The organism is Roseomonas sp. CAU 1739, from assembly GCF_039839775.1.
Lineage (GTDB): Bacteria > Pseudomonadota > Alphaproteobacteria > Acetobacterales > Acetobacteraceae > Neoroseomonas.
In genome coordinates, this window is the sequence record NZ_JBDOQQ010000014.1 from 26,458 (window position 1) to 42,956 (window position 16,499).

Consider the following 16,499-nt stretch of genomic DNA (forward strand, 5'->3'; position numbering starts at 1 on the left):
GACGATGTCGCCGGAAAGCGGACGGCTGCTCGCCGCCCTGGCCGTGCTGGCCGCCTATGCCGCCTTGTGCGGGCTGATCGCCTGGCGTGCCGCACGCCGCCGCCGGCCCGCCGCGCCAGCGGCCGTTGCGGCCGGCGCGCCGCCGATACTGGTCGCCTATGCCAGCCAGACCGGCTTCGCCGAGGAACTCGCGCAGCGCACCGCGGCGGTGCTGCGGGCCGGCGCAGTGCCGGTGCGGGTCAGCGGCGTGGATGGTCTGGATGCGGATGCGCTGGCCTCGGCACGCCGCGCGCTGTTCCTGATCAGCACCACCGGCGAGGGCGATGCCCCCGACAGCGCCGCGCGCTTCGTGCGCCGGGTGATGGGCGGGCCGGCAGCCCTGTCGGGGCTGGATTACGGGCTGCTCGCGCTCGGTGACAGCGACTATGCGCGGTATTGCGATTTCGGCCGGCGCCTGGATGCCTGGCTTCAGGCCCAGGGCGCCACGCCGCTGTTCGACCGCATCGAAGTCGATGGCGGCGCGGTCGAGGCGCTGGACCACTGGCAGGCGCAAGTCGAGGGACTGGCCGGCACCACGCCGGCCAGCACCATCCTTGCCCTTGCCGAGGATTTCGCGCCCTGGAGGCTGGTTGAGCGCTGCGTGCTGAACCCCGATGGGCTTGGCGCCCCGGTGTTCCGGCTGGCCTTCGAACCTTTGGCGGGCCAGCCGTGCTGGCAGGCCGGCGACATCGCGGTGCTGGCGCCGTGCAATCCGCCGCGGGCGGTGCAGGGACTGCTTGCCGCCCTCGGGCTCGGCGGTGGCGGCAGCCCGGCGCTGTCCGAGGCGCTGGCGACCCGGCGCCTGCCTGCGGACGCCTCGGGCCTGACCGGCCTGGCGCCGGCGGCGCTGCTCGCGCGGCTGCCGCCGCTGCCCCGCCGCGACTATTCCATCGCCTCCATTCCGGAGGCCGGTCGGCTCGAACTGCTGGTGCGCCAGGTGCGCGGCGCCGACGGCGAGATCGGCCTCGGTTCCGGTTGGCTGACGGCGCATGTCCCGATCGGCGGCGAGGTCACGCTGCGGCTGCGCCCGAATCCCGCCTTCCGCGCACCGGACCAGGACGTGCCGATGATCCTGATCGGCAATGGCACCGGCATCGCCGGCCTGCGGGCGCATCTGCAGGCACGGCGGCGCGCCGGGCGCCGACGGAACTGGCTGCTGTTCGGCGAACGCAGCAGCGCGCGGGATTTCCTGTGCGGCGAGGAGATCGAGGGCTGGCTTGCCGCGGGCGACCTGGCGCGGCTGGACCTCGCCTTCTCGCGCGACGGACCGGGACGGTATGTGCAGGACGCGCTACGGGCCGCGGAACCCGCGTTGCGGCGATGGATCGCCGACGGCGCGGTCATCCTGGTCTGCGGCAGCCTGCAGGGCATGGCGCCCGGCATGCACGCCGTGCTGCAGGAGGCGCTGGGCGTGGAGGGTCTCGAGGCCCTGGCGGCGGAGGGACGATACCGGCGCGACGTCTACTGAGCCGCGGCCGGGTGGCGGGTTACCCGGTCAGGTGATCCACCTGGCCGGGGCGCGAGGTCAGCGGCGCGCCTTGCCCTTGGCGATCTCGCGTTCGATCAGCGTGCGGTCCGTCGCACCCGCGCGCCGCATGATCTCACGCACGATGGCCGGCGAGATGCGATGCCGCTTGGCCAGGGACGCGACTTCTTCATCGATCTCGGCTTCCGATTTCGGGGCCGTGGGCTGGAGGGCTGGGATCGCCATGAGGGTATCCTCTCAGTCGGCGGCCGCGATGCGGCCGCCTCGATGAAGTGCGGGTGCCAGGCTGGCCGGCGGTGTTACCCGCGGCGCGCCTTGCGGGCGGCGTAGCGCGCGTCGCGCATGGCCTTCTGTTCGGCGGCGAGCGCCAGGGCGCGGGCCTTCTTCTCGGCATCGAGAAGGGCGGCGCGCTCCTCCTGTTCCATGGACGCAGCGGCGGCCTGGCGTGCGGCTTCGGCGACCCGCTGCGCTTCCTCGGCGGCCAGGCGGGCGAGCTCGGCCTGGCGTGCGGCTTCCTCGGCGACCAGGCGCGCGGCCTCGGCGGCGGCGGCCACGGCCTGCGCGGCGCGTTCGGCCTCGCGGTCGGCACGGCGCTGCTCGCGGGCCTCGGCAACGGCGCGCTGTGCGGCGAGGCGCTCCTGCACCACGGGGTCATCGGGGCGGGGCTGTGCGCGGAAGCGCTCCAGCAGCGCGTTGCGCGCGCTTTCCGCGGTCTTGCGGCGGTCGTTGAAGTCGTCGCGCTTCATACCTTGCATCGTTGCTTACTGCTGTCCTGCGTTGGGGGTGGCCGTTGCCATCCCGGTGGGGGATGCCCGGCGCGGCCGGGTGGGTCCCGGCGGGCCGGTGTCCGGCGTGGACGCCGGACCATCACCGCCGCGGCGGTGATGCCGTTGCGCGCCGGGACGGGTCCCGCGCCGCGCATGTCGCGATGCCTGCCTGCGGGTGCTGGCGGCCCCGTCCGGGTGGACGGCGCCGCCAGCGTCGCGCAGACGGCTGTCAGGCCCGACGCAGATTGGTCGCGGACATCTTGCCCTGCTGACCCTTCTGGATGTCGAATTCGATCTTGTCGCCTTCCTGCGGCGTGCCGATGCCCGAACGCTCGACGTCGGAAATGTGCAGGAACACGTCCTTGGTGCCGTCATCGGGCTGGATGAAGCCATAGCCCTTCGTGGCGTTGAACCACTTGATGGTGCCGATGGACATGGGGAAGCTCCGTTCAAACATGCGGTGCCAGCATGCGAAACCGCATGCTGGATCAATCTTCTTTAGGGAGCGGTCAGCGGCCTCGGCGCTCGATCACGAGCTCGGAGAGCAGGCCGAACCAAACAAGGCTGACGTGCAGAAACTAGTATAAGCCGGCCGAAATAGCAAGGAGAAGCCATGGTCGCGGGGTGCGGGCGCCGGACCGCGGCGGTTCCCGCGCCATCGGCAACCCTTGCGTGCCGGGGGCCGCGACGCCGTGCCACCGGGCCTGGCCTTGCGTCGATCACCCAGGTCACGGGGAGACCGCGGCCCGCCCGGCGCCCTGCGCGACCAACCCACCGAAGCCCTCCGGCAGGCGCCGTATCGCCGCGCCGGGCTGCCGCCGGGCCAATTCGACGATGTGCTCGTGATGCGTGAACAGCACGACCTGGGTGGCGCGCCCGAGGTCGCTGAGCACCGTGAGCGCCGCATCGGCGCGGGTGTCGTCGAAATGCACCAGCAGGTCGTCGGCGATGAAGGGCAGCGGCTCGGCATGCCGGGCGTGGTCCTGGACCGCCGCGATGCGCAGCGCCAGGTAGAGCTGGTCGCGCGTGCCCTCGCTGAGCGACTCGACCGGGCATTCCAGGCCATCCTCCCGCACCGCGCGCAGGATGGTGCGCCCGGTGGCATCCTCGTCCACACCGAGCCGCGCATAGCGGCCGGCCGTGAGGCGCGCGAAATGCTCCCCCGCGCCGCGCAGCAGCGGTCCCTGCTGTTCGGCCCGGAACCGTTCGATCCCGGCGCGCAGCAGGACGCGGGCGAGATGCACCCGGCCATATCGCTCGGCTGCGTCGCGGGCATCGGCGAGCGCGGTCTCCGCCTCCTGCGCTCGGCCCGCGGCATCCTGGCCGGCACGCATCCGCGCCAGCCGGGCCTCCGCCTCGGCACGGGCCGTGCCGAGGCGATCCCGCTCATCGCCCAGCGCGGCGTGCTCCGCTTCGATTTCCGCCAGGCGCGCCGGCACGGCATCCGCATCGATGCCTGCGGCCTCGGTGCGCAAGGCCTCCTCGCCCAGCCCATCCCCCTGCTCCAGGACGAGGGTTTCGAGGCGGTCGATCCCGGTCACCAGGGCGTCGCGCTGGCGGGCGCGCGCGATCGCGGCCTCAAGCGCCTGGTCATCGCCGGCACCGGCGCTGGCGCGCAAATCCTCCAGCACCCGTTCGGCCGCGAGCAGGCGCTGCGTGGCCGCGGCCCGTGCCGCATCGCGCTCGGCGATGCGCCGGGACAGGGCCAGCGCCTCGTCGCGCGCCTTGCGCGCGTCGGCCAGCCGGCCGGCCAGCCTGCCGCATGCGAAAGCGGCGGGCGCATCGGACGCCGGCTCCGACAGGCGCGCCAGGAGGTCCTGCGTCTGCCGGGCGAAACGGCCGGTCTCCTGCTCCATCCGCGCAATGCGGCTTTCGTCCCGACGCCAGGCCTCGGCAGCCTCGGCGATGCGCATCCAGGCGGTCAGTGCCGATTCAACGGCCTCCCCGCCGGCCTGCGCATCCAGGCCAAGGGCCGCGGCGACCGATCGCCACTCGGCGCCGGAGGCTTCGAGCTTCGTGGCGGCAGCGTCCGCCGCGTCGCGCAGTTCCGGCAGGCGTTCGCCATCCTGGCGGACCCTGTCGGCAAGCCGCTGGCGCGCCAGCACGGCGGCCTCCGCGTCCAGGCAGGCGGTATCCGCCTTCGTCAGCACACCCGCGACGGTGTCGGTCGGTTCGGCCGCGGGCAGCATCGCCATCAGGGCCGCGCGCGCCCGTTCGCGCCGGTCCGCCAGTTCGTCGCGCCGCTGGCGCGACAGATGCTCGGCATCCAGCAGCCGCAGCACCTCGGATCGGGCGCGGCGCCATTCCACCATGGCCGCCGGGCCCTGCGGTTCGAGCCCCGCCGGGGACCACAGCGCCTGCCACGCGGCCTCCGCGGCGGCCATGCCCGCGATGGCGTCCGCCAAGGCCGCCTCTGCCTCCGCCCTGCGCCCAAGCAGAACGGCCCGTCGCGCGGTCCGGGCCTGGTAGTCGGCGACGCGCTGCGCGTCGTCCGCGCGCTGGTCGGCGATCCTGTCGGCCTCGTCGCGCAGCGTCTCGAAGACATCGGCCAGCGGGCCGTCCGGCAGGTCGGCACGCTGCTGCGCAACGGGCGGTGCCGCGGCGCCATCCAGGGCACCACGGATCAGCCCCCAGCTACGGTCGCGCAACGCGCGGGCGGCCGCGACGGCGTCGCGGGTCGCCACGGTCTCGCCGCGCGCCAGTTCGGCGATCTCCTCGTCGAGCTGGGCGATGGCGGTGGCCAGGTCGGCGGCCGACTGGCGTGCCGCCGCCTGGGCCTGAGCCGAGGCGGCCAGCCGCGCGGCTACCGCCTCGGTTTCCGCCTGCAGCGGCACGGCGCAGGCAACCAGGGCCGCCGCGTCGCCGGCCCACAGCGGCAGGGCGGCCAGCGCCGCCTGCGTGGCCTGCGCGGCGCCGGCCAGGGCGCGTTCGGCCCGGCCGAGGTCGAGGTCGAGCGGCCCTTCCGCCCGGACGGCCTCGATCGCCCGACGCAACGGCGCCGGCGAGGGCGGCACCGGCATCCGGTCCAACTCGGCGGTCGCCGCCTCATGGCGCCGGCGGGCGGCGGCCAGGGCCTCGGCCGCGGCACCGGCCTGCGCGGCCAGGGCGGCGCGCTGGCGGATCAGCGCGTGCGCGCGCCGCCGCAGGCTGTCGGGCGGAACGCTGTCGCGCAGCGCCTCGGGCGGCGTGGCGATCCCGAGGTCCCGGGCGGCATCGGCAACCGCCGCGCGCAACGCCAGGATGCCGGCATGCACGCCCGGCAGGTCCTGCGCCGCCTGCCCGGCGATGGGCCGGCGTTCGGCCAGCGCGTCGATCTCATCCTGCAGGTCCAGCACCGCCGGGTCCTGCGGCAACGCCGCCCGCGCCGCATCCAGGCGGGCGATATCCGCCGCTTCCCGCTCGGCATCCAGCCGCGCGATGCGACGTTCATCCGCGGCGCGGCGCAGCACCGCCTCGGCATCGGCGGGCAGCCGGGGGGCGTCGGCCACCGCCGCGAGACCGTGGCGGGCCGCCTGCAGTTCCGCCAGCGGCAGCCTGACACGGCGGAATCGCTCGAGGCGACGCGCCTCCGCCGTCAGCGCGCGCAGCGTGTCCCGCAGCTCCGCCAGCCTGGCGACCGTGCGGGCGTGGTCCTCGGTGGCCTGTTCCCAGTCGCGGGGCCGGACCGAGGCCTCCTCGGCGGCGGCCTGGGCGGTGCGCCAGGTGTCGATGGCGGCGGACAGGCGGCGCCTGCCGCGTCCGTCGCCGAACAGCGACTTCGCCTCCTCGTCCAACCGTGCGAGCGCGGTGCGCAGATGCATCAGTCCCATGCCGGCGAGGATGCTCTCGCCGGCCTCGCCGCCGCTCAGCAGCAGGTCCTGGGCCCCTTCGCGCAGGCGGGCGCCGTTCAGGCCGAAGCGCGCCTCGAAGGGCTTGCGCCCGATGCCACCGAGGAAGCGCGCCAGCACGGCCTCCGGCACCGGCTGGTCCTCGGCATCCCGCAAGGTGTCGCGCCGGCCCTTCCGGCGCAGGAAGGCGGTCTCGCCACCGTCGCGGGCCGCCAGGGTGAACCCGACCCGCAACTGCGACCCTTCGTGAAGGAAGCCGAACGGGGTGCGCTCGGGGAAGCCGAACAGCGCATCCGAGATCGCCGCCAGTGCCGTGGACTTGCCGGCCTCGTTCCGGCCGGCCACGACGCACAGCGGCGCATCCGCCGGGAAATCGAGCGCGACATCGCTCAGATGCCCGTAGCGCAGCAGGTCGAGGCGGCGCAGCCTCATGTGCGCGGGTCCGCCGCGGCGATCGCTGCCGCCACGATCTCCCAGGCATCGGTGGCGAGGGCGCCCAGCGCCCCGGCATCGGTAGGCAGGTCCAGATCCGCCTGCGCGACCGCGGGCAGTTTCTCGCGGATGGCCTGCATGTCGGCCAGCACGCCGCGCGCCAAGTCCTCATCGTCGAGGCCCGCGTCGAAGGCGGCGCGCAGCGGCAGCAGCGCATCATCCGCCGCGACGCGCAGCGGCCGCGTGCGCACCCGGACCGCTTCAACCCACAGCGCGCCGCCGGCCTCGATCGCGGCGGCGCGGCACTCGGCGGCGAGCTGGTCGGTGTCGCCGACCAGCCGGCCATGCAGCGCGGTGGCGCCGGCGAGGCTCAGCCGCGCGAGCAGCGGGCGGTCATCCGCCGCCGCGACCGCCGCCGCCGTGGCCTGTGCGATGCGTTCGGTGAGCATCGCGACATCGGCGCCTTCCGCATCGACGTCGAGCATCGCCCAGCGCAGCACATCGACGCTGCGGTGTTCGACCGCGACGACCTGGCCGTCCTCCACCGTTACCAGCGAGCAGCCCTTGGGACCGGACTCCCGCGCGTGACGGCCCTGGAGATTGCCGGGGAAGACGATCCAGGGGCGCTCGGACAGGATACGGCGCGCATGGATGTGGCCCAGGGCCCAGTAGTCGTAGCCCTTCAGGCGAAGACTCTCGACCTGGCACGGCGCGTAGGTTTCGTGCTCGCCGGGATCCTCGGCCGAGGTGTGCAGGACGCCGATGTTGAGCATGCCGGGGACGGCATCGCGATAGCCGGCGGAGAGATCCTCCGGCACCGCGCGGTTGGGGAAGGAATGTCCATGCAGGGCGACGCCAAGCTCGGGAAGCTGGATGGTTTCGCAGGTGCGCGAGGAGAATTCGCGCACATTGGTCGGCGCGCGGAGGCTGCGCGTGATGACCGAGCGGGCGTCGTGGTTGCCGCGCAACAGGAAACATGGCCGGTCGAGCCGTTGCATCTCCGCCGCGAAGAACAGGCCGGTGGAGAAATCCTTCCAGTTGCCGTCGTAGAGGTCGCCGGCGATCACGACGAAGGCGACGTCCTCGGCCAGCGCGAGATCGACCATCGCGGAGAAGGCGCGACGCGTGCAGTGGGCGATGATGTCGGCCGGCAGGTCCGCTCGCGCATGAAGGCCGGACAGGGGGCTGTCCAGATGGATGTCGGCGGCGTGGAGGAATTTCATGCGTCGGCGAGAATACCGGATGCCCGGCAGTTGGAAATGGGCGACGGCCCGCGGGCGGGGAGCGCGCGCCCCGGCCCGACCACCTTCCATGCGTCGGACGCGGATACCGGCGGCATCGCCCTCGGCTGCGCGGCCATCGACGGAGGTATCCCCGGTGGCGCATCCCCGACGCGCAGGAACGGGGCGCCGATGAAGCGGCCGAGCGCGGTACCGCGCCGGTCATCCGGCGCCGGATGCCGATCCGCGCGTCGCGCTGCGCATTGAAGGCGTGATCGGCGCGTGGAAGAACGTCCGGGGACGCTGGCCTGGCGTGCCGATTCGTACGACTTGCCCGCTGACCCCGCGCCCCATGGCATGCGGCGTGCCTGTCGTGGGGAACACCTTGCCGACGGGCTGACCATGACCGCTTCTGCCCTGCCCCCGAGCCTCTACGCCGCGACCGCGCGCCCCGCACCGGTGACGCCGCCGCTGGACGGCGACGCGCAGGCCGATGTGCTGGTGGTCGGCGGCGGCTTCACCGGCCTGTCCACCGCCCTGCACCTGGCCGAGCGCGGCGTGCGCGTGATCGTGCTGGAAGCGGCCGAGCCCGGCTGGGGCGCTTCGGGGCGCAATGGCGGACAGGTCAACCCGGGCCTCAAACCCGATCCGGACGAGGTGGAGCGCGATTTCGGCGCGGAGCTCGGCGGCCGCATGGTGCGCTTCGCCTGGGCCGCGCCGGAGACGACCTTCGCCCTGATCCGCCGCTGGCAGATTGAATGCGACGCGCGGCAGGGCGGAACGCTGCGCGCCGCCTATCAGCCGCGCCACGCCGATGGCGTGCGCCGTTCGGCCGAGCAAGGCATGCGCCGCGGCATGCCCGTCACGCTGTTGGAAGGCGATGCGGCGCGCGCGGCGACCGGTCATGATCGCTACCTTGCGGTGATGGTGGATGCGAGCGGCGGCGATGTGCAGCCGCTCGATTACGCGCGCGGCCTGGCCGGCGCGGCGCAGCGGGCCGGCGCGGTGATCCATGGCGGGACGCCGGTCACGGCGCTGTCGCGCGACGGCGGCCGCTGGCACGCCGCGACGCCCACCGGCACCGTGCGCGCCGACACGGTCGTGCTTGCGACCAATGGCTATACCGGCGACCTGTGGCCTGGCCTGCGGCAGTCGGTCGTGCCGGTGTTCAGCTCCATCGCGGCCACCGCGCCGGTTCCGGACGATGTCGTGCGCGGCATCATGCCGCATCGCGGGTCGCTCTATGAAAGCGGGCACATCACCGTCTACCTGCGCGTCGACCAGGCCGGGCGGCTGCTGATCGGCGGGCGCGGGCCGCAGCGGCCGATCGGAGACCATCGGCCCGTCCAATACCTGATCGACTACGCGCAGAAGCTCTGGCCGCAATTGCGTGGCGCCGCCTGGACGCATGGCTGGAACGGGCAGTTGGCCATGACCAAGGACCACTACCCGCATATCCACGAGGCCGCGCCGGGCCTGTGGGCCTGCCTCGGCTACAATGGCCGCGGCGTCGCCCTGTCCACCGCCATGGGTGGCGAGATCGCGAGGCTTGCCACCGGCACGCCCGCAGGCGACATCGCCATGCCGGTGACGCCGATCCGCCCGATCCCCTTCCATGGCTTCTGGCGCCTCGGCGTGATGGCGAAGGTGATGGAAGGCCGCATCCGCGACCGCTTCGGGCTGTAGCGCCTTCAGCGCAGCGTCGGATCCAGCCGGTCGCGCAGCCAGTCGCCGACGATGGAAATCGCGAGCGTCGTCAGGATGATGGTGAAGGCGGGTGCCAGCAGGATCCACGGCGCCCGCGTCAGGTATTCGCGCCCATAGCCCACCATGTTGCCCAGCGAGGTCGCCGGCGGCTGCACGCCGAGACCGAGGAAGGACAGCCCGCTCTCCAGCAGGATGACTTCCGGAAACGCCAGCGTCATCGAGATGATCAGCGTCGAGGCGATGTTGGGCAGGATGTGCCGCCCATAGATGCGCAACGGTCCGGCGCCGAGCTGCCGCACCGCCGCCGCATAGCCCTGCGCGCCGGCGCTGATCGCCAGGCCGCGCGCAATGCGCGCATAGCGTTCCCAGGCATGGAAGCCCAGCAGCAGGACGAACAGCCACAGCGCATTGCCGAAGAAGGCGAGCACGGAGAGTGCGAGGATCAGGAAGGGCAGGGCGGCCGAGAAATCCACCAGCGCGAGGACCGCCTGTTCCACCGGCCCGCGGAAATGCGCGGCGAGGAAACCCATCGTCGTGCCGAAGGCGGCGCCGATAATGGTCGCGCCGAAGGCGATCACCAGGCTCATGCGGATCGACTGGATCAGCCGCGACAGTACGTCCCGCCCGAGTTCATCCGTGCCCAGCGCATGCGCCCAATTGCCGCCGAAACCGACCGGCGGCGACAGCCGGTTGCGCAGGTCGAGCGCCGTGTAGCCATAGGGGCTGATCACATCAGCCAGCAGTGCGACCGCCAGCATCAGCGCGATCCAGCCGAGCCCGATGGCGACACAGGGCGGGATGCGCAGCCGCGCCTTGACCGGGGCCGCGACAGGGGCGGCAATGGCGATGTCCGACATCAGCCCGCCCCCCCGGCGCGTGCCTGGCGCAGGCGTGGATCCAGCGCGCCATACAGCAGGTCCACGATGAAGTTCGAGCTGACCATGGTCGCCGCCACCAGCAGCAGGATGCATTGCACGACGGCGAGGTCGCGGTTCGCCACCGCCACCACCAGCAGTCGACCGACGCCGGGCCAGGAGAACACGCTCTCCACCACCACCGCCCCGGCGATCAGGCTGCCCACCATGAAGCCGATGATGGTCACGGTCGGAATGGCGGCATTCGGCAGTGCATGGCCGCGCACCACCGCGCCCCAGGGCACGCCCTTGGCACTCGCCGTGCGGATATAGGGCTGGCCGAGCACTTCCAGCATGGCGGACCGCGTGAAGCGCGCCAGCACCGCCGCGCCGCCGACGCCGAGCGTGATCACCGGCAGCACCGCATGCCGCCAGGTGCCCTGCCCACCCGAGGGCAGCCAGCCGAGTTGCACCGCGAACAGAAGCACCAGCAGCAGCCCCAGCACGAAGGACGGCACGGTGAAGCCCATCACCGCCAGCGTCATCACCGCGCGGTCGGTCAGCGAATTGCGGTGCAGCGCCGCGTTGATGCCGGCCGGGATGCCGATGCCGACCTTGATCGCAAGCGCGGGCAGCGTCAGCGCCAGCGTGGCGGGGATGCGTTCGGCCACCAGCGCGATGGCGTCGCGCCCGTCGCGCATGGACCGGCCGAGATCGCCATGCAGGATGGCGCCGAAATACTTCGCGTATTGCATCCACAATGGCTCATCGAGGCCCCAGGATTGGCGGAAGGCGGCGATCGCCTCGGGCGGTGCATCCACGCTCATGATCAGAAGGGCGGGGTCGCCCGACAGTCGCAGCACGACGAAGGCGAAGGTCACCACCATGGCGATGGTCAGCAGCGCGCGGGCCAGCCGCGTGGCCAGGAAGCGGAGCATTCAGGCGGCCTCTGCGATGGCGGCCGGTTCGGCCAGGTGGCAGGCGACGCGACGGCCGCCCGGATGGTCGCGCAGCACCGGCACGTCACGCGAACATCGCGCGACCGCCGCGGGGCAGCGCGGGTGGAACGGGCAGCCCGTCGGTCGTGTCGCGGGATTGGGCGGGTCCCCCTGCAGCACAATGCGTTGGCCGCCACGCCCCGGCTGCGGGATCGCCGAGACCAGCGCCTGGGTGTAGGGATGCCGCGCATCCTGCAGCAGCGCGTCGGGTTCGCCTTCCTCGACGACGGTGCCGAGATACATCACCGCGACGCGCTCGCTGACCTGGCGCACCGCGCGGAGGTCGTGGCTGATGAACAGCACCGCCATGCCGTGCGCGGCCTGCAACTCGACCAGCAGGTTCATCACCTGCGCCTGGATGGACACGTCGAGCGCGCTGATCGGCTCGTCGCAGACCAGCAGCGCCGGGTCGGTCGCAAGCGCACGCGCGAGCACGACGCGCTGGCGTTGCCCGCCCGACAATTCATGCGGATAGCGCAGCGCCTGGTCCGGGCGCAGACCGACGCTGCGCAGCAGCGTCTCGACCCGCGCTGCCCGGCCCGCAGCATCGCCGATGCGATGGATCTCGAGCGGTTCGGCGATCTGCGCCGCCACCGTCATGCGGCGGTCGAGCGCGCCAAGCGGATCCTGGAACACCATCTGCATGCGCGCGCGCATCGCCCGCCAGGTGGCGCTGCCGGGTGGCGGCATGGTCCGACCCTCGAAATCCACGCTGCCGGCATCGGAGGTTTCGAGGCCCAGCACCATTCGGCCGGTGGTCGATTTGCCGCAGCCCGATTCACCCACCAGCCCGAGCGTGCGCCCGCGTTCGAGCGTGAGCGACACGCCGGCGACCGCGGTGACATCAACATTGCGCCCCAGTAGGCCGCGGCGCATGCCATAGCGGCGCACCAGGTCGCGCGCCTTGAGCATCGGCGTGTCCCTCATGCCGGCACCATTTCGCGCGACGCGAGGATGCAGGCCGCGCTGTGGTCGGCGCCGATCCGGGCTGCCGCCGGGACGCGCACGGCGCAGGCGGCCGCCGCATGAGGGCATCGCGGCGCGAAGGCACAGCCTGGCGGCATCGCCCAGGGTTCCGGCACGCCGCCCGGAATCGCCGCGAGCGGCCGCTTCGGACCGTCGATCGGCGGCAGCGCCGCCAGCAGCCCCTGCGTGTAGGGGTGCGTCGGATTGGTGAACAGCGTCGCCGCCGGCGCCTGTTCCACGATGCGCCCGGCATACATCACGGCGACTTCCTCGCAGGTTTCCGAGACGACGCCGAGGTCGTGCGAGATCAGCACCAGCGCCATGCCCGTCTCCCGCCGCAACCGGTTCAGCAGGTCCAGGATCTGCGCCTGGATCGTCACGTCGAGCGCGGTGGTCGGTTCATCCGCCACCAGCAATTCCGGCTGGCCGGCGAGCGCCATGGCGATCATCACGCGCTGGTTCTGCCCGCCCGACAATTCATGCGGATAGGCATCGAGGCGCCGCGCGGCGTCGGGAATGCCGACCTGGTCGAACAGGCGCCTGGCCTCGGCGCGCGCGGCGCCGCCGGTGATGCCGCGGTGCAGCCGCAGCGCTTCGCCCACCTGAGCACCGAGGCGATGCACCGGATTGAGGCTGCTCGCCGGGTCCTGGAAGATCATGGCGACGCGCCCGCCGCGCACGCGGTCGAGCGTCGCGGGCGGTGCCGCCAGGATGTCCTGGCCACTCAGCGTGACGCGGCCGGTGACCCGCGCACGCCCGGGCAGCAGGCCGAGCGCGGCGAGCCAGGTGACCGACTTGCCGCAGCCGGATTCACCCACCATGCCCAACGCGCCGCCGGGCGCGATGTCGAGGTCCACGCCACGCAGCGCGGGCACGTCGTCGAAGCTGACGGCAAGGTCGCGGATGGTGACGAGACTCATGGCCAGGCAACCGGGCTGCGGCGCGCCACGGTCAGCGGCCCCAATTCTCGCGGCGGAAATCCATCAGGAAGGATTGCGCGGCCTTCCAACGGATATCGCGCCGCTTGGCGGTGAAGGTCGCTGTCTGGTGCAGCACGGTGTAGACGGGGTCCTCGCGCTCGGCGATTTCCAGCAGGCGGCGGAACACCACGCGGCGACGGGCGCGGTCTGTGCTGGTCTCAAGTTCCACCGAGAGCCGGTTGAACTCCTCATTGGTCCATTCGCCGACCTGCTGGCTCTGGCCCTCCGGCCCGAAGGCGGCGGTGATGGAGGAGACGGGGTCGTTGAAGGCGGCGCTGTTCGACCAGTCGCGCACGGCGCGCGGCCCGTTGCGGTCGAAGACCTGGCCGAAGTTTTCGCGCATCTCGATCTGCACGTTGAGGCCGACGGCGCGCCACATCTCGACCAGGACCTGCGCGGTCGCGGTCTGCCCGGTGTAGTAGTTGTTGAGCAGCCGGTAGGGGATCGGCTCACCGCGATACCCGGCCTCACGCAGCAGGCGACGCGCTTCGGCGGGGTTGAATGCCGGCACAGACCAGTCGGCCTGGAACATCTCGCCGTAATAGTCCCATTGCAGGCCTTTCGGGATCACCGTGCGGCCGGCCCACAGCGCATCGACGATCACCTGGCGGTCGATCGCATGGGTGAAAGCGCGGCGCACCCGCGCATCGCGCAATTGCGGATGGTTACGGTCGAACACCGTCAGGCGGTGGTTCGTGATGGTGCTGCCCACCACCTCGAAGCGCGGATTGCGCTCGATATCGGCGATCTGGTCGGGGTTCACGTCGCAGGCGAAGTCGTATTCGCCGGACAGCAGGCCGGCGATGCGCGACGACGGTTCAGGCACCTCGACGAAGCGGATGCGGCGCAGCGGCGGGCGGCCGCCCCAGTAGTCGTCGAAGGCTTCCAGCACCAGGTCGCGGTCGGGGCGGAACTCGGCGATGCGATAAGGCCCGGTGCCGACCGGCTTGCGCGCCCAGGCGAGCCAGGATTCCGCCTCGGCGAAGCCACGCTGCGACCCGATCATGCCGACATTGCGCGCGATGCGGCCTTCCAGCGTGACATCCGGCGTGCGGTTGACGAAGCGGATGACGCCGGGGCGGACGATCTCGATGCGATCGAAACCCGGATAGGTGCGGCGCGCGATGCCCGAGACCTCGGGCGGCGGTGCCTTGCCGGCGCCGCCCGCGGTGGCGCTGGTGAACAGCGTGCCCGCCGACGGCTGCGCAGCGCTGCCCCACAGCCGTTCCGGGCCGAAGGAGAAGACGACATCCTCCGCCGTCATCACGTCGCCATTGTGGAAGCGCACGCCCTGCCGCAGGTCGAGTTCGACCGTGCGGTCATCGATGCGCCGCCAGGCGGTGGCCAGGCCCGGCCGTAGCGACAGATCGCCGATCCAATCGGTGTCGATCAGCATCTCGGCGTAGGAGCCGAAGACGCGCGTGCCGACATTGGACTGCTCGCGCGCCATCTCCAGCGTGTTGCTGTTCACCACCTTCTGCACGGCGATGGTGATGGAAGGCCGCTGATCCGCCTGGGCGAGGCCGGGACGCGGCAGGGTGAGCGCGGCGGCGCCAGCCAGCGCCGCCCGGCGGGTCAGCATCATCACGCGCCCCAGTTCTGCGCGCGGAAATCCATCGCAAAGGCCGGCGCCGCGGTCCAGCGGATATCCTTGCGCTTCGCGGTGAAGGTCGCGTTCTGGTGCAGCACGGTGTAGGCGGGGTCCTCGCGCTCCGCGATCACCAGCATGCGCTGGAAGGCCACGCGGCGGCGGGCGCGGTCGGTGCTGGTCTCCAGCTCGACCGAGAGGCGGTTGAATTCCTCATTCGCGTACTCGCCGACCTGCTGCTGCTGGCCGTTCGGACCATGCTGGTTCACCAGCGAGGAGACGGGGTCGCTGAACAGCCCCGAATTCGACCAGTCGCGCACCGCGCGGCTCGGCGAGCGCTCGAGGATCTGCGACCAATTCTCCTTCATCTCGATCTGCACGTTCAGGCCGACCTGACGCCACATCTCGACCAGCACCTGCGCGGTCGGCGTCTGGTTGGTGTAGTAGTTGTTGAGGAGGCGATAGGGGATCGGCTCGCCGCGATACCCGGCTTCGCGCAGCAGGCGGCGCGCCTCCGCCTGGTCGAAGCGCGGCACGGCCCAGTCGGCGATGAACATGTCGCCGTAGAATTCCCACTGCAGCCCCTTCGGGATCACGGTGCGCCCGGCCCACAGGCTGTCCACGATCGCCTGGCGGTCGATCGCATGGGTGAAGGCGCGGCGCACCAGCTGGTTGCGCAGCACGGCGTGGGTCTTGTCGAACACCGTCAGGCGGTGGTTCGGGATGGTGCCGCCCACGACCTGGAATGCGGCGTTGCGCTCGATGCCGGTGATCTGGTCCGGCGGGATGTCGCAGGCGAAGTGGTATTCGCCCGACAGCAACCCGTTCACGCGGGATGCGACTTCGGGCACCTCGACGAAGCGGAGCTGGCGGATCGGCGGGCGGCCGCCCCAGTATTCGTCATGCGCCACCAGCGTCAGCGACTGGTCGGCGCGGTATTCGGCCACCTTGTATGGGCCGGTGGTGATGGGCTTGCGCGCCCAGTCGAGCCAGCCCGAGGCCTGCTCGAAGCCCTGGCGGCTGCCGATCTCGCTGCCGATGCGCGCCAGGCGGCCTTCCAGCGTCACGTCCGGCGTGCGGTTGATCCAGCGGATGGTGTGGCGATCGACGATCTCGATCTTCTCGAAGCCGGGGAAGGACCGGTTGGCGACGGCAGGCACCTCGACCGGCAAGTCCTTGCCGCCGTTCGTCGGCATCGCCTCGCCGACGCGGATGGTGCTGCCGCTGTTCGGGCCGCCGGGGCCGAACATGCGGTCATTGCCGAAGGAGAACACGATGTCCTCGGCAGTCATCTCCGCGCCGTTGTGGAACTTCACGCCGGGGCGCAGCTTGAATTCCACCACGCTGTCGCTGATGCGGCGGTTCTCCACCGCCAGCATCGGGATCGTCTCGAGCTTGCTGGCGTAGTCGCGCCCGAGCAGCCCTTCCCACATCGAGGTGAGGAAGACGCGTTCACCCACATTCGACTGTTCGCGCAGCGGTTCCAGTGTGTTGGAGTTCGACACCTTCTGCACCGCGACTGTGATGGAAGGCCGCTGGTCGGCCTGGGCCAATGCGATGCGCGGCAGCGCGGCGAGGGCGGGCGCGGCGAGAAGCGCGCGGCGGTTGATCGTCGTCATGCGATGTCCCTTTTCA

Annotated in this window: 13 protein-coding genes; 2 read left to right on the forward strand and 11 right to left on the reverse strand. The window is 72.0% G+C overall.

The window, feature by feature from the left end:
- The first annotated feature begins 4 nt into the window (after positions 1-4).
- Positions 5-1,507 (forward strand): sulfite reductase subunit alpha, encoded by a 1,503-nt coding sequence (locus AAFN86_RS20600; protein WP_347545432.1) that lies wholly within the window; start codon positions 5-7, stop codon positions 1,505-1,507.
- Between the two features lie 57 nt (positions 1,508-1,564).
- Here the strand turns inward: AAFN86_RS20600 and AAFN86_RS20605 are convergent, their stop codons facing one another.
- From AAFN86_RS20605 to AAFN86_RS20625, 5 genes are all read right to left on the reverse strand, one after another.
- Entirely contained in the window at positions 1,565-1,750 is a 186-nt protein-coding gene (locus AAFN86_RS20605) for a hypothetical protein (RefSeq protein WP_347545433.1), read from the reverse strand.
- A 74-nt stretch (positions 1,751-1,824) separates the two neighbouring features.
- Positions 1,825-2,280: a DUF6481 family protein gene (locus tag AAFN86_RS20610; RefSeq protein ID WP_347545434.1), complete on the reverse strand. Its 456-nt coding sequence runs from the start codon at positions 2,278-2,280 to the stop codon at positions 1,825-1,827.
- Between the two features lie 241 nt (positions 2,281-2,521).
- Positions 2,522-2,728 carry a cold-shock protein gene (locus AAFN86_RS20615; protein ID WP_347545435.1) on the reverse strand — a complete coding sequence of 69 codons (207 nt, stop codon included), beginning with the start codon at positions 2,726-2,728 and terminating at the stop codon, positions 2,522-2,524.
- Between the two features lie 292 nt (positions 2,729-3,020).
- Entirely contained in the window at positions 3,021-6,551 is a 3,531-nt protein-coding gene (locus AAFN86_RS20620) for an AAA family ATPase (protein WP_347545436.1), read from the reverse strand.
- Entirely contained in the window at positions 6,548-7,774 is a 1,227-nt protein-coding gene (locus tag AAFN86_RS20625; protein WP_347545437.1) for a DNA repair exonuclease, read from the reverse strand. The genes AAFN86_RS20620 and AAFN86_RS20625 overlap by 4 nt, the downstream gene beginning before the upstream one ends.
- Positions 7,775-8,173: 399 nt before the next feature.
- Between AAFN86_RS20625 and AAFN86_RS20630 the strand changes: the two genes are divergently transcribed.
- On the forward strand, positions 8,174-9,457 hold the full coding sequence (locus tag AAFN86_RS20630) for an FAD-binding oxidoreductase (RefSeq protein ID WP_347545438.1): 1,284 nt from the start codon (positions 8,174-8,176) through the stop codon (positions 9,455-9,457).
- Between the two features lie 5 nt (positions 9,458-9,462).
- Here AAFN86_RS20630 and AAFN86_RS20635 read toward each other — a convergent pair whose 3' ends face one another.
- The 6 genes from AAFN86_RS20635 to AAFN86_RS20660 are packed head-to-tail and all read right to left on the reverse strand — an operon-like array spanning position 9,463 to position 16,483.
- Positions 9,463-10,335 carry an ABC transporter permease gene (locus tag AAFN86_RS20635; RefSeq protein ID WP_347545439.1) on the reverse strand — a complete coding sequence of 291 codons (873 nt, stop codon included), beginning with the start codon at positions 10,333-10,335 and terminating at the stop codon, positions 9,463-9,465.
- Positions 10,335-11,270 carry an ABC transporter permease gene (locus AAFN86_RS20640; protein WP_347545440.1) on the reverse strand — a complete coding sequence of 312 codons (936 nt, stop codon included), beginning with the start codon at positions 11,268-11,270 and terminating at the stop codon, positions 10,335-10,337. Before AAFN86_RS20640 ends, AAFN86_RS20635 begins: the two co-directional genes overlap by 1 nt.
- Positions 11,271-12,257, reverse strand: a complete 987-nt coding sequence (locus AAFN86_RS20645; RefSeq protein ID WP_347545441.1) for an oligopeptide/dipeptide ABC transporter ATP-binding protein — start codon at positions 12,255-12,257, stop codon at positions 11,271-11,273.
- Entirely contained in the window at positions 12,254-13,216 is a 963-nt protein-coding gene (locus AAFN86_RS20650) for an ABC transporter ATP-binding protein (RefSeq protein WP_408906621.1), read from the reverse strand. Before AAFN86_RS20650 ends, AAFN86_RS20645 begins: the two co-directional genes overlap by 4 nt.
- 31 nt (positions 13,217-13,247) lie before the next feature.
- On the reverse strand, positions 13,248-14,861 hold the full coding sequence (locus AAFN86_RS20655) for an ABC transporter substrate-binding protein (RefSeq protein ID WP_347545442.1): 1,614 nt from the start codon (positions 14,859-14,861) through the stop codon (positions 13,248-13,250).
- Positions 14,861-16,483 (reverse strand): ABC transporter substrate-binding protein, encoded by a 1,623-nt coding sequence (locus tag AAFN86_RS20660; protein WP_347545443.1) that lies wholly within the window; start codon positions 16,481-16,483, stop codon positions 14,861-14,863. Before AAFN86_RS20660 ends, AAFN86_RS20655 begins: the two co-directional genes overlap by 1 nt.
- Positions 16,484-16,499 lie beyond the last annotated feature (16 nt).

What these genes read in the sequence shown, in the direction of transcription:
- AAFN86_RS20605 (WP_347545433.1), bottom strand. Translation starts at nt 1,750, where the DNA reads ATGGCGATCCCAGCCCTCCAGCCCACGGCCCCGAAATCGGAAGCCGAG.
- AAFN86_RS20645 (WP_347545441.1), bottom strand. Translation starts at nt 12,257, where the DNA reads ATGAGGGACACGCCGATGCTCAAGGCGCGCGACCTGGTGCGCCGCTAT.
- AAFN86_RS20620 (WP_347545436.1), bottom strand. Translation starts at nt 6,551, where the DNA reads ATGAGGCTGCGCCGCCTCGACCTGCTGCGCTACGGGCATCTGAGCGAT.
- AAFN86_RS20600 (WP_347545432.1), top strand. Translation starts at nt 5, where the DNA reads ATGTCGCCGGAAAGCGGACGGCTGCTCGCCGCCCTGGCCGTGCTGGCC.
- AAFN86_RS20630 (WP_347545438.1), top strand. Translation starts at nt 8,174, where the DNA reads ATGACCGCTTCTGCCCTGCCCCCGAGCCTCTACGCCGCGACCGCGCGC.
- AAFN86_RS20640 (WP_347545440.1), bottom strand. Translation starts at nt 11,270, where the DNA reads ATGCTCCGCTTCCTGGCCACGCGGCTGGCCCGCGCGCTGCTGACCATC.
- AAFN86_RS20650 (WP_408906621.1), bottom strand. Translation starts at nt 13,216, where the DNA reads ATGAGTCTCGTCACCATCCGCGACCTTGCCGTCAGCTTCGACGACGTG.
- AAFN86_RS20615 (WP_347545435.1), bottom strand. Translation starts at nt 2,728, where the DNA reads ATGTCCATCGGCACCATCAAGTGGTTCAACGCCACGAAGGGCTATGGC.
- AAFN86_RS20610 (WP_347545434.1), bottom strand. Translation starts at nt 2,280, where the DNA reads ATGCAAGGTATGAAGCGCGACGACTTCAACGACCGCCGCAAGACCGCG.
- AAFN86_RS20625 (WP_347545437.1), bottom strand. Translation starts at nt 7,774, where the DNA reads ATGAAATTCCTCCACGCCGCCGACATCCATCTGGACAGCCCCCTGTCC.
- AAFN86_RS20635 (WP_347545439.1), bottom strand. Translation starts at nt 10,335, where the DNA reads ATGTCGGACATCGCCATTGCCGCCCCTGTCGCGGCCCCGGTCAAGGCG.
- AAFN86_RS20660 (WP_347545443.1), bottom strand. Translation starts at nt 16,483, where the DNA reads ATGACGACGATCAACCGCCGCGCGCTTCTCGCCGCGCCCGCCCTCGCC.
- AAFN86_RS20655 (WP_347545442.1), bottom strand. Translation starts at nt 14,861, where the DNA reads ATGATGCTGACCCGCCGGGCGGCGCTGGCTGGCGCCGCCGCGCTCACC.